We start from the raw sequence: 14,480 nt of genomic DNA on the forward strand, positions 1-14,480 counted from the left end.
TGCTTCCAGGGTCGACTCCGGTGCTTTCGGGTATTTCTGTTCGGAGAATGCATGCGAACGGCCACAGGTGCACACGCTTTCAAACGAGCTTTCGTAATGGCCGCCCTTCTGCCATTGGCGTTTCCGCTGCCGGCCTCTGACGGCGAGCGCGGATACCGGCTGCTTGAGCTGGATGGCTACAGGGTGAAATGGGGCGAACAGGAACTCGGGGTCGGGGCGAACGTCAGTTACGCCTTCGCTGACGAGACGCTGCAGTTCGATGATGCGCGAAACTGTCGCAGTCTGACACCGATGAATGCGCTCTCCGCGCAGAATCTTCCCAGGGAAACACTGGCACGGGAAACTGCGGCGGCGTTCCGGGTTTGGGAGCGTGCTGCCGGGCTGTCATTCCATGAAGTCGACGATGCCCGGGATGCGGATATCGTCCTCGGTGCCCAGGGCCAGCCCCGCGGCCGCGCATTCACCAACGTCTCCTATGCGTCCGATCCGGAAGAGGATCTGCGCGCCATCGACCAGGCGCTTGTGTGCCTGAACCCCGATCACGAGTGGAAGGTCGGGTTCGACGGCGACACGGATGTTTACGACATCCGGTATACGCTGATTCATGAGATCGGGCACGCCATCGGCCTGGATCATCCCGGGGCATCCGGGCAGGTGATGGGGTTCCGCTATACAGAGGACTTCGCGGAGCTTCAGCCCGGCGACCTGGACGGCGTCCGTCAGCTCTACGGGCGTGGCGCCGATGAGGACAGGTCCGTAGTCCGGGTTAAAGCGGATGCCGACACTCTGGATGACGCCACACAGTCCGAGAACGCAAGAACGTTCTGAAGAGCGTTTGGCAACCATAGTCACCCTGGGGCATAGTCGGCTCAACATCGGTATGCTTTCCAGAGGCCAATAAACGTGGATCCCCTGCCCCAGGAACTGCTCGAAAAAGCCCGCCAATGCAAAAAAGGGAGACTCATGCTGGTCGGGGCATCCGGAACCGGCAAGAGTACCCTGGCCCGTGCACTGGGCATTGCTCTCGGCGAGCCTGGCGGGGAGGTGTACTGCCTGAATACCGACCCGAGCGCCCCCGCCTTCGGACCACCGGGGGCGATTGCCCTTGGCCGTATGCATCAGGATGACTGGTCACTGCTCCGGCTTGAGCCGCTCTGCAGTCTGGACGCGGTTCGGTTCCGCCTGCCTCTGGTGGCAGCAGCCAGGCGGCTCTTGGCGCATTGCCCAAAGGGGCTTCTGATCCTGGATACGCCTGGGGTGGTGAGCGGGGTCGCCGGCGCGGAGCTGATTCCAGCCCTGGCGGAAGTGGCCGGAATCGACCTCTGTGTGGTCCTCGAGCCGGAAGGTGGTTCCGTGCCCATTGCCGATGAACTAACGGGGATAGACGCCGAAGTTTTCCATCTTCCGGCTTCCCCGCGCGCCAGGGCCGGCACCCGTTCCTCACGCGGCCGCCGCCGGACTGAGCTCTGGCACGAGCATATGAGCCAAGCGCAGGCCCGGACCATCAGACCCGGTTCGTTCAAATTGCTGGGCACACCACCGCCTCTCGCGAACGAGCAGGCCTGGGAGGGACGCCAGATTGCATTGCTCCGGGACGGTGAATGCGTGGCCATGGGCGAAGTGTTAGAGAAGACCTCACCCAGTGAGTGGCGGGCCCTCTTGGCCGGGGACACGCAGGAGGCCAATCAGTTGCTCACACGGGACGCCATTCACCGGGACGGCAAGCTGCGCACGGCTCGCAAACAGTCGGCCTCCCCTCGGACCACTCGGAACAATGGCCTCAGCCCTGGCGCCAACGAGGTGAAGGTTGAACTGGGTGCGCTGACCAGCACGGCCACCGAGCCCCAGGTAGCTGTTCCGGTTGGGGATGTGACGGCGTCGCTGGTCAACGGCGCCGGCGGTGACGCCCTGTTGCAGGTGCGCATCAAGCACCAGGCCCGCAGCCTCCTGTTCGACATTGGGGACGCCGGCCGCATGCCGTTACGGGCCGCTCACCAAATCACAGACCTGTTCATCAGTCACGCCCACGCCGACCACATCAGTGGGTTCATCTGGCTGGTGCGCTGTCGCATCGGTCACTACCCGCCCTGCCGCGTATTTGGCCCCGTCGGTCTCACAAAGCAGCTGCTCGGCATGATGAACGGCATCCTGTGGGATCGGGTGGAAGACCGTAGCCCCGTTTTCGAGGTTCATGAGTGGCACGGCACCCACCTAGAGCGCTGGCGCATCCAGGCGGGCGAGGACCACCCTACCCCGCTCAACCCCCTCCCGATCAGCGACGGCATCATCCACCGGGAACCGGGCTTTCTCATCCGCGCCACCGAGCTGGACCACCGAACACCGGTTCTGGCCTACGCCTTCGAACCCCGACGCAAGCTCAAGGTACGCAGGGATAAGCTGGAGGAGCTCGGCGTCGCGCCCGGCCCGTGGTTGCAGCAGCTCAAGCGGGCCTATATGGCCAGCCGCTGGCAGGAACGGATTCCGCTGGGCGATGACCGTGAACCGACCGTGGATGAGCTGGCCGAGGCACTGCTTCTGACCGAGCCCGGCGACGCCCTGGTCTACGCCACCGATTTCCGCGAGAGCCCTGAGAACATCGACAGGGTCACCCGGCTTGCCCGCGGCGCGCATACCCTCTTCTGCGAATGCACCTTCATGGTGAGCGACCAGGCACAGGCGGAACGAACCCAGCACCTCACCACCCAAACCTGCGCCCACATCGCCAACAACGCCGATGTCCGCCAGCTCGTTACTTTCCATTTCTCCCATCGTTACGACAACCGGCGCTGGCAGCTCTACGAGGAGCTTCAGCGGTTTACTGACAAGGTGCTGATCCCGAACCAGCATCCACACTCAACCTGATAGAGTTGCTGACAGAAAACCCCGTCTGATACAAAGCTTTCACATTGACGCTTAAACCGTCGCGGAACAGTTTTTCGACAATCACGCATACGCCTTGAGGGTCCGCCGATTGCCGCGACATCGCCACCAGGGATATGGGCATGACTGAAAGCCACTATGATGTGATCATCGTTGGCGCCGGACTCGCCGGCTGCACGGCAGCACTGCTCTACGCCCGTCGTGGCCTGCATGTTGCTCTCGTCGAAAAAAAGCGCGATCCCTCCGATTACAAGAAGATCTGCACACACTACCTTCAGCCAAAGACCATCCCCCTTCTCAAGAGCCTGGGGCTCTATGATGAGGTCATGGAAGCTGGTGCTACGTTCTCTCAAATCGTGCTGAAAACGCCCTGGGGTGATGTGCCGGCGCCTCGATACGGCAGCGATACCCATGGTCTGAACATTCGTCGCGAACTGCTTGATCCGATCTTTCACAAAGCCGCTATGGCGGAATCCGGTGTCGACTGGTGGGGCGGCTACAGCGTTTCAGCGCTTCTCTGGGACGGCGACCGCGTCCATGGCATCCAAATCCGGTCTGACCAGGGGGAGAACCGGGAATTCTCGGCCCCCCTGGTGATCGGCGCTGACGGTCGGGACTCAACTGTCGCAAAAATGGCGGGGATCGCAAGTCGGTTCTTTTCCAACGAGCGTTTCTCCTACTATCAGTATTTTCGGAATCTCGAACCCGCGCCGGACAACGAGACACAGGTATGGGTCCTGGACGGTGGGGGTTCCTATGTCACAGCCTTTCCTAACGATGACCTCACGCTGGTGAGCTGCTATGTGCCGGAGCGCTATTTTCATCAATGGCGCAGTGATGTAGAAAGCCATTACCGCGCGTTCGTTGCGCGCGCCCCGGAGGGCCCCAACCTTGACCGTGCCGTGCCAGCCAGTCGCATACGGGGAATGCGGAAGGCACCAACCATCCGCCGCACGCCATCGGCCCCCGGACTGGCTCTGCTGGGTGACTCCGCACTCGCGCTTGATCCGTTGGTGGGAATTGGCTGCACCTGGGCCATGGAATCCGCCTTCATGCTGGTAAAGGCCACTGCAAAGGCACCCACGGATGCCACATCACGGACGACCAACCGCGGGTTGGATCGCGCGTTGCGCCAGTACCGCTGGCGTCACCGCCTCTATTTCGGGCTTCAGTCAGCGCTGTTTATACCGTTATCGAAGGCCAGGCCCTATGGGCGCACTCTTAAATGGGTACTGCGGATGAGTCGGCGGGCAGATCAGCCCGACAGAATTTGAACAACCGTTGATCCCAGTCGTCATTCCTCCAGATTTCTCTGGTGCGGGCATGGCAGGAGCCGACTGACCCGATGGCTGCCGGGTCGTGTTGCAAGTCGGCTCGTGCACTCACTGCCCTGCGATGTAATGCTTGCCCGGAGTGCCACGCCCTCACCCCGCGGCGACCCCGACTTCCATGGTAACGGGCTCCCCTTCCCCTGAATCGACCTCTGCGGCCTCCAGGAGGCGCACCCGATCCGCCGAAATGCTGTTCTCCACACCCTCGTCGACCAGGGCCTCCCGCACCGCTTCTGCGCGGGCGTCAGCAAGCGCCTTAAGGTCGGCATCGGTAACGGATTGCGCGGCGACAACACGCTCGGCCAGATGGTTGCGATAGGATAGTACGTCGAACCCATCTTCCTCCGATGACTCATCCTGAGCCCCGGTGAAACGCGCCCGGACTGTCTCCAGATCCGTATCCGGGTAATGGGTTGTGAACAATGTCTCGACAGCGTCCTGGCTGGAGGCAGCCGTCAGGCTGGGATCCGTGACCTCGCGATCCGCCTCGGCCAGACGCTGCTCGAGGGCACCCACGGCTTTCCCCTGCTGCAGGGACGGGCCATCAGTGCTCGGGTTGAAGGGACCCGCGAGCTCCAGGATCAACTCCGGGCGCTCATTGAGCGCCTCGCGGAGCTTGGCAACGCGCTCGCGCTGGGGCGGCGTCAGGTCGCCGCGGCCCGCTGGGAATTCAACCCGACCCAGGTCCTCCGAGTCAGCGCCGACGAGGCTGGCGAGGAAACGGAACGGCGCCTGGACGACGGACGTAAGGGTCTTGTTCAGTGCCTGGCGGATCACCTGGCCGAAGTCGAAGTCGGGCTCGCCAACATTCCCGCTCACCGGGAGATCGAGATCAATGACGCCGTCGCTGTCCTTGAGCAGCGCTATGGCAAGGTCGAGTGGCAGGTCCATTGCATCGCTGGAGGCCATCTTCTCGCCAAGCTTCAGATCATGGAGGACCAGGTTGTTGCTGCCGTCGAGCTGCCGATCCTTGACCACATAGTCAAGATCAAGGTCCATGGTACCCCCCGCGATCTTGCGACCGGCAAATTGCACGGTGTAGGGGGAATACTCCGGGATCTGAAGATTACGGAAGGTCAGACCAAGATCGGTCTCACGCATGGGGTCCCAAGCGTGGATGGTGCCGCCGATACGTGCCAGCCCGTAGTCCGCGACCTGGCCTTCCAGGTTTACCTCTGCGGCCTGGGCCGAGCTGGTGCTCAGCGTCGATATCTGTCCATTCAGAGTATGGATACTCGTTGCGAACGGGAGTGGCAGCGAGTTATCCGCAAACTTGAGGGAACCCTCGGTCAGTTCGATGCCCTCAATGGTGATCCCGAACGGGTCCGCGTCTTCTTCCGACTCGGTGTCGTCCCCCTCTTCCTTCGCGTCCGGGGACCTATTCTCCACCATAAGTTGTCCAAAGTTGGTGGTCCGGTCCTCGTTGATGACCACCCGGCCGGACAGACCGTCAACAGTGATGGGGGCAGTGTCGAGCTGGCTATCTCCGACACGCAGGTCAAGCTGCTCTGTCCGCAGGCTCTGCCAGCCAATGAGAGCGTCATCATCAGAGCCATCGCCAATACTCAGCGCGTCGATCCCCGCGGAACCCCGGAATGCAAACGGCTCCTCTGCCTCTGTGCGAATTTTCCCGCTCAGATTCAGTGCCCCGCTGTCGATCCGCACAGCCGCGGACTGGCGCAGGTAGGGTTCGGCCTGTACCAGTGCCAGCTCATCAATGCCGGCCTCGCCCTGGAGGGCGAAGGACGGCAGAATCTGAAGCGTGCCGTCGAATGCGAGCTCACCGCCTCCCGCGAGCTGACCGCCCATACTAATCGGAAACCGAGCACCTTCCTGCAGCGAGAATTGGTCCATCGATAGCCCGAACTCCTGCAACGCCAGCGTCACCTGGTTCGTCTGGTCACCCTCGGCACCTGCCCCGCCCTCGAGATTGTCAGCAAAGCGCAGAATCCCGCCCTCTACGCGCAGGTCATCAATCCGAAGCGCTGGCAGCGACCCGGATTCCTCTTCTTCCGACGCCTTTCCAGAGGACTCGGGCTCTTCTTCCGCACCCTTGTCAGAGGACCCCGTAAACAGTCGGGAGAGGCGGGTTTCACCCGAGGCGAAGCGTTCCTCCTGAATCACCGGTCCCTCAAGGCGAATTGTCTCCAGGGTCCAGGCCATGTTGACGATGCTCGACCAGCTGAGATCAACGAACAGCTGCTTCCAGGCAAGCAGTTGCCGGTCGCCCTTGTCGTCGAGCACGGCCCCGTCGATCTGCAACGTGAGCGTATAGGGGTTGCTGTGCACCGCTTCAATGCGGAGCTCGCGCCCGAAGTCCTCGCGCGCTGTCTTGACTGCAAAGTATTCCACGAGCCAGGGCAGGCCAAGAAAGCCCAGCAAGGTGTAAACGAGAACCAGCACAAGCACCCAGAACCGGATCCGGCGCGGATTGATCCATCGGGTTCTCAGATAACAACCGAATTGGGAGAGTGAGCCATTGTCCATAAGGGCGCGCCATTTTCCATTGGAATGATTGGTACCTGACAGCATAAACTTCCGTATGCCCAGCGTCACCAGCTGGACGCACACCTACCGGCTGCCAGTGCCCGGCTTAGTCGTCGAGCTCTGCTATGCTGCGAATCACATCATTCAGAGGAGCCTCCTATGTCCGAAGAAGCCCTGAAAACACTCTCCGACAGGGCCAGTGAGGCCCATGCACGCATCCAGTCAACGTATCAGCACATTAATCCGGTGGTGGGCGTACGCCGCGGCATGCGCGACAATGGTATTCCCGCGGATGCCATGACGATTGAATGCCTGCAGACCCGCCGGCGCATCCTGTTGGTCCTGCACGACGGGGAACCCGATGTCGTGCTCTATCAGTTCGGCAGCATGGACGAGGACGCGGGCGACGATTTCGAGCGTATTGCACTAAGCGAGGTGGGTACTGAGAAGCTCTTTGAGTGGATGCGGGACTACTTGTCGGACAGCGGCTCATGAGGTTCGGAAAGCCAGCGTTTTAACGGCTCAAGGGGCAGCGGATGGCATAGCCAGTATCCCTGGAAGCGGTCGCAACCGATGCGCTTGAGGACACGGGCGGTGCCCTCGTCTTCCACGCCTTCCGCGACCAACTCATAGCCCAGGCCGTGGGCCATATTGATGGCCGTCTGCACAATGACCCTTGAACTGTCACTCGTACAAAGGTCCTTGATCAGGGAGCGGTCCAGCTTGATCTCCGTAGCGGGCAATTGCTTCAGGTAGGACAGCGAGGAATAGCCGCTGCCGAAATCATCAATGGCAACCTTGACCCCAAGCTCGGCCAGCTTCTCCAGCGCGATCCAGCCTTTCTCCGGATCATCCATGGCCGCCGTTTCCGTCAACTCCACTGTGAGATGGTCAGCCGGGACCTTATAACGCGCCAGCGTCGACTCGATCAGGTCCCGGAGGTCGTTGGAGACCAGGTCGCGGGCAGAAATATTGATCGACATGGTCAGCGACGGGTTGTCCGCCAGAAGAACCGAAAGATCCCGGATCCCACGGTCAAACGCCCAGCGCGTGAGGTGGGTGATCACCCCGGTTTCCTCAGCGAGCGGGACAAAATCCGCGGGATAGACCCAGCCGCGTTCGGGATGATGCCAACGGATCAAGGCCTCCACGCCGGTAATGGCGCCGCTGGCCAGACACGCCTTGGGTTGATAGTGGAGCTCGGTTTCATCCCGCTGCAACGCATCCCGCAGATCCGACATCAGGGTAAGACGGCTTTCGCTGTAGATGTCGTAACGTCGGGAATAAAAGCCGACCTCGAAGTTATCCCGCGGCGTGATTTCCATGCCCACATGGGCATTGCGAATGAGGAGTGCGGCGTTACTGCCATGCGCGGGATAGGTGGCGGCACCAAATTTCGGGTGCAGTTCAATCGCCAGGTTATCCAGTTGCACGGGCTCCGAGAGCTGCTTAAGTGCCCTGTCCAGGCCCTTGAAGTCATCCTTTACCCTGTTCACATCCACCAGCAAGCCGAAGCTGTCCCCGGAGAGCTGGTACACCTGCTCGACCTGGCCCCTGTCATCCCGGCGACTGTGCACAACCGGCAGCTCAGAAGCCAGCGCCCTCATGTTCCGGGCAATGCGCTGGAGCAGGCGTTCACTGCGGTTCAGTCCGAGCGTCCGGTTGATCTCATCAAGGCGGGTGATGCGGCACACGCCAACCATGTAATGCCCTTCCGGGTCACTCTGCAACCGCTCGTTCACCATCCGTTCAAACCGGTTACGGTTGGGCAGGCCCGTCACGGCATCATGCATCATAGCGTTTGCCAGCCAGTTATACGCTTCATGCCTGGCTTTTTCCTTACGCAGGCTCTCGGCCTGAGCCTGGATTTTGTCCTCCCGCTCGCGGTAGAGGCGATCCGCCAGGGCCAGGGTCAGGATGAATGCCTCCAGCCCGGAGCCAACCTGCATGGCATACTCGGTCATGAAGTTATCCGGGAAAAACCCCATGGCGCGACCCCCCGTGGCCAACACGCCAATAGTGAGCGGCGTCCAGGCAATGGTGAAGAACATGCCTGCACGCACGCCCTTCGCCCAGGTAATGGGACCTGCGACAAAAAGCAGCGAGAAAAAGAAAAAGGAAGAGATCGCCGAAATCTTAATGGCAACGTTGTAGCTCAACACCAAGGCCGCCATCAGGTTGAAGATCTCAAAATAGATCATGGCCCGAATCGCAATGTCCAGCAGGGGGCTGTGGGATTTGATTCGGAGAAATTCCCGGCAGAACAGGACAGAGAACAGTGCCAGGATGGGCATTGAGAGCAGCAGCACTCGACCGTGGACCACCGGGAACTGCGGGTAGATGTGCTGAAAGCTGTAGCCGTGTATTGAGCTGAAGAACAGCAGGTAACCAGCAATCGCCAGGGCGTAGAAAAGGTACAGCCGTTCGCGCAGCTTCAGGAAGACAACCAGGTTGATCAGGATAATGACCAGAATGGCGCCGTAGTAGAAGAAATGCAGTTTCTGTTCCCGCGTAGCAGTCTCAAAGAAGTTGTGCTCGCGCCAGAGGCGAAGCGGCAGAATCATCGAGCCTTGGGTCTGTACGCGGATGTAAAGGGTCCTGGCCTGCTCCGGCTCCAGATTGAAGCGCAGAAGCATACTCGGATGATCAATGTCGCGGGGATAGAAGGGGCGGGTATCGCCGGTGGCGAACTCACGAACGACTCTGCCCTCGTTCAGCAGATGGAAAGTCACGTCGTCCAGCTGCGAATAGGCAAGCTCCGCGACCATGTTGAGGTTTTCACCGGTGTCATTGCGGACGGAGAACCTCAGCCAGTATGGCGAGGACGTAATGCCAAGGGTGGCATTGCCTGACTCGGCCAATTGCCATTCGTCTTCGGGCCACTCACGGATCTGCTCAAGGTCTGCCCCGCCGGAAGGGTCCTCCAGGTAGTGGAAATGCGCCTGGATAGGCGCGGACGGGGTGATCTCGACCGGTCCCGGTTCCGCCAGGGCCGCACTCGGCACACAAGCCAGCGGCGCCGCGAACACAACAAAAAGCAGTAAGCGGGAAATAATCACTATTCAGCCAACCAGGTATTCCGTGATCAAAAATTCAAAGAACCGCTTTCAGTCTAGTCAATTTTATTCAAGGCGCGGTTCAGGAACCCTGGTTTCGAGAATTCCTTCCTGGCTCAGGATTCAGGTCGAGCCCCTTCAAGGGGCGGAAGGTGGTATTTCGACCGCAATTCCGGCAATCGGCCACTCTCCTCGAGTTCACCCAACAACTGATCCAGTGCCTCAGCTGAGATAGGGCTACCCTTTCTCACCAGGGCGCGCAGCTCATAGACCTGGTCCACACGCTCACTGACTTTCACAAGGTTCCGGGCTTCCGGACGGCGGTGGAAATAGAGGTTGAGGAAGGAGCGCGGCACTATGGCCACCTCGGCCACCGAAGGCCGGTTCAGAAGAATCAGCTGTAGATTCCTTTCCAGGCTGCTCGACAACAATATATTGAACTGCGTATCCAGAAAGCCTTCATCAGCCACATAATCAGCAAACTGATAGTGGTAGCCCAACATCCCGACCAGCCGCCTGTCCTCAAGATTGCGGAAGAAGGCCTCACCGTCCGCGCGCTCGCTGTGGGCCACAAAAACCTCTTCGTCGCGGGCGATTACACGCGTCCGGGAAACCGGACGATCGGCCCATTCCCAGCGAGGGTCCTCGAAAAGGATAACGTCATACAACCCCTGATCATGATCGTGATAGCGGCGTTTGGAGGACGTGTGGAAGAACTTGAATTCATGCTGGTCCTGGATCTCATTGAGGGCAGCAATAACATCAACTGTCAGGCCGGTGTGCTCTCCTTTTTCCAGAATGACAAAAGGCGGAAACCGGTAACCACCAACACGGACGGTTTCGGCGAGAGCGGAGAATGGAATGACCAGCGCGAGGCAGATCAAGATCGACCCGATACGAGACACGTTTCTGATACCTTCTCCGGTAGATGTAAACGCCAGGGCGGCCAATTCTGAAGTAGTCTAAAACAATGCTAGCAGACCGGCAGCAAACAGACCCTCACGATGATACCGGCAGAAAATCGGGTTGCATTGATTTCCGACACAGATCCGGGATTCAGGCGTCTGCGTAGCATTGATGCGGGAAGGGTCCCGTAACACACTGGGTTCAGAACACCATCCAGTCCATTGTTGTACCGAGAGAGGAATATATGGCCGATGACACCTATACGCCACCCAGGGTTTGGAAATGGGAGGCGGGCAGCGGCGGCAGGTTTGCCAACATCAACCGCCCGATCGCCGGCCCCACCCATGAGAAAGAACTCCCTGTGGGCAAACACCCCCTGCAGCTCTATTCGCTGGCGACTCCCAACGGCGTCAAGGTCACCGTGATGCTCGAAGAGCTGCTGGCCCTGGGTTATGAGGATGCGGAATACGACGCCCACCTGATCAGGATCACCGAGGGGGAGCAGTTCAGCAGCGGCTTCGTCAGCGTCAATCCCAACTCAAAGATTCCGGCGATGTGGGACCAGAGTACCAATCCGCCCGTGCGTGTTTTCGAGTCCGGCGCGATCCTGCTCTATCTGGCGGAAAAGTTTGGCGCCTTTCTCCCGTCAGACTTCGTTAAGCGAACCGAGTGCCTGTCCTGGCTCTTCTGGCAGATGGGTACTGGCCCCCTGCTTGGCGGCGGCTTTGGCCATTTCTATGCCTATGCCCCCGAGTATTACGAGTACCCGATCAACCGCTTCACGATGGAGGTCAAGCGCCAACTCGATGTCCTCAACCGGCAGCTTGCCGACCACCAGTACATAGCAGGCGATGAATACAGCATCGCGGACATGGCGATCTGGCCCTGGTACAGCGCTGTCGTCCGCAATGAGGCCTACAACGCGGCGGAATTTCTTGAGGCGCACACCTACAGTAACGTCCTGCGCTGGGTCGAAGAAGTCGGGCAAAGACCGGCCGTTCAACGCGGACGGATGGTGAACCGCGCCTGGGGAGACCCGGCGGGACAGTTGCGGGAACGGCATGATGCGAGCGATTTTGAGACTAAAACGCAGGACAGGATCGACGCGTCTGAAGGCGATTAATTCAACGTCTCCAGGCAGATAACACCCACACCAATAACCAGTAGCGAATTTGCCGGACCGGGGCTCAGACCCCGGTCCTGTAAAGCCTGAACCATCCACTTCAGCGTATCCGCACCTTTCCTCCGTTGAAGCAGGTCAAGTATAGTTGCATACTAAACCTACTATCACCGTTTGCTATCGGCACGGCCGCTGAGGCTAACTATTCCCCGGATAAGGAGATCTGCCATGACCGTCCATAGTCTTGCGAGACGCAGTCAAACCGTTCTCCGCGAGCTGCCTTATTTTCCTTACCTGATCATCCCACCGAACGTTGACGTTCCCTGGTCCGAGCTGGGCTATGGCAATTATAAAACCACGAGAGAGGCCCTCACGGCCTTAACAGAAGCACTGCTGCCGGTTTACCACCCGTTTGCCCCGGTGCCGCATATTCCGATTGTCATGCCGCCAGCATCCAGCGTTGCCCCGGAGCGTACCCGCAGGGAGGAGGTCTGGTTTTTCCTGAATGGCATCTGCACCAACGAGACCGTGCTTCGGCTCAACGGCGAGGCCCTTGCCAGCATTTTCGGGCGCCAGATCAGTCTGCTGCATAACCCGACCGACGGCGTTGTGCTGGACCTGCTTGAATGTGTGGCGGGACGCACCTACGAGATTTTTGAGCCAGTCAGCCGCAGCGTGGCCGATATTCTTGAGACCGTGCTGAAGATCCAAAAGAAGAAAGTGGTGCTTATCGCCCATTCCCAGGGGGGCATCATCGGCTCCCAGGCCGTCAACCGGTTACGGGAACGGCTACCGACGGAAGACAGGGAGTACCTGCGCCACCTGGAACTCTACACCTTTGCCAGCGCGGCCACCCAGCTGGAAGCGCCGGAAGTCTACGCTGAGCATTTCTATAACAGCCGGGACTACGTGTCGCGCATTGGTGTTGCCAGCCACGAGCACCAGATCAGTGGTCGCTTCTTTACCCTGGAGGCCACAGGTCACCTGATGAACGCCCATTACCTCTATCACTTCGTGTCCGGGCGCTATGAGCCCGAGGATGGGGGCGAAGGAAGCCGTCTGGCTGGCTATATGACGGCAGGCCCTGGCACGGACTGATAAACCCCATATCCCCGGATCCCCGGATCACGCGTCCCGGATTTTGTAGCCCTGTTTCGGCAGGTGAACGTGGAGCACGCCCAGATCGTCAGTATCACGGCGCAGCACCCAATCGTACTCATTGGCTGCCACCAAAACCCCCGTGACCGGCTCGCGCGCGTAGTCATCCGGGGCAATTGAAACGGTCTTACCCAGCATGGGGTCGCTACCCTGTTCCGAAATCGCGCGTGGCTCGCTGGATCGAGCACTGTCCAAAGCCTCGTCCGCAGTCAGCGCAGTCGGGCTGCCATGGCCAAACGCCTTGATCCGGTCCATCCAGGCATTGACCCTGGGATAGGAACGGATCACGGGTTTTTCGGCGAGGTCGCGCACATACCAGAGCCCATGGTAGGCCGAGAAATCCGCAATGCAGGGCGAGTCGCCAAACAGGAAATCCTTTTCCAGCATGCCTTCCATCCGTTCAAGGTGCTCTTTCACCCTCTGGCGGGCCTGCTTGGGCGCCATGGGTTGGACGCGCGCCTTGCGGCCGATGGCGATGCGGTCCTTCAGAAACCGCAGCGCATTCATGGTAGAGGTGCTTTTTGCCAGCTTGACCAGCATCCCCGGCCCACTGGCGGAAATGATGCATGCCAGGAAAACCTCAAGGTCCGCATCGCGCACGAATGCCTGGACATCCTCGCTGCTGTCTTCCACCACCAGCTCCGGCCTATTGCTCAGCGCCGCTATTTCGCGCGCAATGGTGCGGGTATCACAGAACACGTCGGCACCGATCTGTGCCACGGGAATCTTGCGGTAACCGCCCGTGAGCGCTTCCAGTTTCGGACGCGGCGGCATCTCGCGTACCGTCACCGACTGCCAGCTCAGACCGGCATAGCCGAGCATGGGCCGGATTTTTTCGGAGAATGGGGACATGGGGTAATGGTGAAGGATCAGGTCAGGCATGGGGCATCCTTTCTTGGATTCAATGGCTTGGAATCGGTCTGGTGCGCCACTATAGGCACATCAACATGCAATTCCCAAACCCCTTCCGACGCGATGGTTCGCCTAGGAGGTCAACGACAGAAGCCACTCGGGTTCAAGCATGACGTGGCTGTGTTCATTGCCGACACCCACCTGCCCTTCCTGGATGGTGCACTGCAGGGCCATACCCTTGTCCGCCATATCCGCGAGCGCCTGGGTGCCATCCCTGGGCAGATTGATGACCTCCAGATTGTCATAGCGGCCAAGCTTGCCGTGCAGCTTCTGCCACCATACGTCCACGATACGCCCCCCGTAGGCATAGACCCTGACCCGGCGCGCCCTGTTGCACGCCTTGCGAATCCGGTCCTCGTCCGGCAGGCCAAGCTCAATCCAGAGATCAATCTCCCCGGTCAGGTTTCGATCCCAGAGCTCGGGTTCATCATCGGTGCTGAGCCCACGGGTGAACTCGAGGGTCTCACTGGCATTCAGGGCAAATGCCAGCAGCCGCACCATCAGCCGCTCGTCATTCTCCGACGGATGCTGCGCCAGCGTCAGTGAATGGTCGCCATAGTACTGGCGATCCATATCCGCAATAGTCAGCGCTGCCTTACATATCGTTGCTTTGAGTGCCATGGCACGCAT

The 14,480-nt window shown here is 59.9% G+C and carries 11 protein-coding genes; 6 read left to right on the forward strand and 5 right to left on the reverse strand.

Annotated features, from left to right (window positions below; translation table 11 throughout):
• The first annotated feature begins 96 nt into the window (after positions 1-96).
• The 3 genes from DES49_RS08865 (at position 97) to DES49_RS08875 (ending at position 4,154) form a co-directional block, all read left to right on the forward strand.
• Positions 97-828 carry a matrixin family metalloprotease gene (locus DES49_RS08865; RefSeq protein ID WP_133736158.1) on the forward strand — a complete coding sequence of 244 codons (732 nt, stop codon included), beginning with the start codon at positions 97-99 and terminating at the stop codon, positions 826-828.
• 135 nt (positions 829-963) lie between these two features.
• The gene (locus DES49_RS08870; RefSeq protein ID WP_133736042.1) at positions 964-2,862 is read left to right on the forward strand and encodes a Clp1/GlmU family protein; all 1,899 of its coding nucleotides are present in this window, start codon (positions 964-966) and stop codon (positions 2,860-2,862) included.
• 140 nt (positions 2,863-3,002) lie between these two features.
• A complete protein-coding gene (locus DES49_RS08875; protein ID WP_166646045.1) occupies positions 3,003-4,154 on the forward strand; it encodes an NAD(P)/FAD-dependent oxidoreductase in 1,152 nt (383 codons plus the stop codon).
• A 150-nt stretch (positions 4,155-4,304) separates the two neighbouring features.
• On the opposite strand, the gene DES49_RS08880 is transcribed toward DES49_RS08875, so the two are convergent.
• Positions 4,305-6,743: a DUF748 domain-containing protein gene (locus tag DES49_RS08880; protein ID WP_243864977.1), complete on the reverse strand. Its 2,439-nt coding sequence runs from the start codon at positions 6,741-6,743 to the stop codon at positions 4,305-4,307.
• A 114-nt stretch (positions 6,744-6,857) separates the two neighbouring features.
• Here DES49_RS08880 and DES49_RS08885 point away from each other — a divergent pair, with 114 nt between their 5' ends.
• Positions 6,858-7,193: a hypothetical protein gene (locus tag DES49_RS08885; RefSeq protein ID WP_133736044.1), complete on the forward strand. Its 336-nt coding sequence runs from the start codon at positions 6,858-6,860 to the stop codon at positions 7,191-7,193.
• Here DES49_RS08885 and DES49_RS08890 read toward each other — a convergent pair.
• Positions 7,169-9,757, reverse strand: coding sequence for an EAL domain-containing protein (locus DES49_RS08890; protein WP_243864979.1), 2,589 nt, complete (start codon positions 9,755-9,757; stop codon positions 7,169-7,171). The two genes, DES49_RS08885 and DES49_RS08890, sit on opposite strands and share 25 nt — an antisense overlap.
• A gap of 113 nt (positions 9,758-9,870) precedes the next feature.
• Entirely contained in the window at positions 9,871-10,659 is a 789-nt protein-coding gene (locus tag DES49_RS08895) for a substrate-binding periplasmic protein (protein ID WP_166646046.1), read from the reverse strand.
• A gap of 245 nt (positions 10,660-10,904) precedes the next feature.
• Between DES49_RS08895 and yghU the strand changes: the two genes are divergently transcribed.
• Both yghU and DES49_RS08905 read left to right on the forward strand, forming a co-directional pair.
• Positions 10,905-11,783, forward strand: a complete 879-nt coding sequence (yghU, locus tag DES49_RS08900; protein ID WP_133736046.1) for a glutathione-dependent disulfide-bond oxidoreductase — start codon at positions 10,905-10,907, stop codon at positions 11,781-11,783.
• A gap of 225 nt (positions 11,784-12,008) precedes the next feature.
• Positions 12,009-12,878: an alpha/beta hydrolase gene (locus DES49_RS08905; RefSeq protein ID WP_133736047.1), complete on the forward strand. Its 870-nt coding sequence runs from the start codon at positions 12,009-12,011 to the stop codon at positions 12,876-12,878.
• Between the two features lie 27 nt (positions 12,879-12,905).
• Here the strand turns inward: DES49_RS08905 and DES49_RS08910 are convergent, their stop codons facing one another.
• Both DES49_RS08910 and DES49_RS08915 read right to left on the reverse strand, forming a co-directional pair.
• Complete coding sequence (locus DES49_RS08910) at positions 12,906-13,820, reverse strand: glutathione S-transferase family protein (protein ID WP_133736048.1); 915 nt, start codon at positions 13,818-13,820, stop codon at positions 12,906-12,908.
• 102 nt (positions 13,821-13,922) lie between these two features.
• Entirely contained in the window at positions 13,923-14,471 is a 549-nt protein-coding gene (locus DES49_RS08915; RefSeq protein WP_133736049.1) for a YaeQ family protein, read from the reverse strand.
• Positions 14,472-14,480: the final 9 nt, after the last annotated feature.

The sequence above is a fragment of the Halospina denitrificans genome (assembly GCF_004364635.1).
In the GTDB taxonomy this organism is placed as follows: Bacteria; Pseudomonadota; Gammaproteobacteria; order Pseudomonadales; family Oleiphilaceae; genus Halospina; species Halospina denitrificans.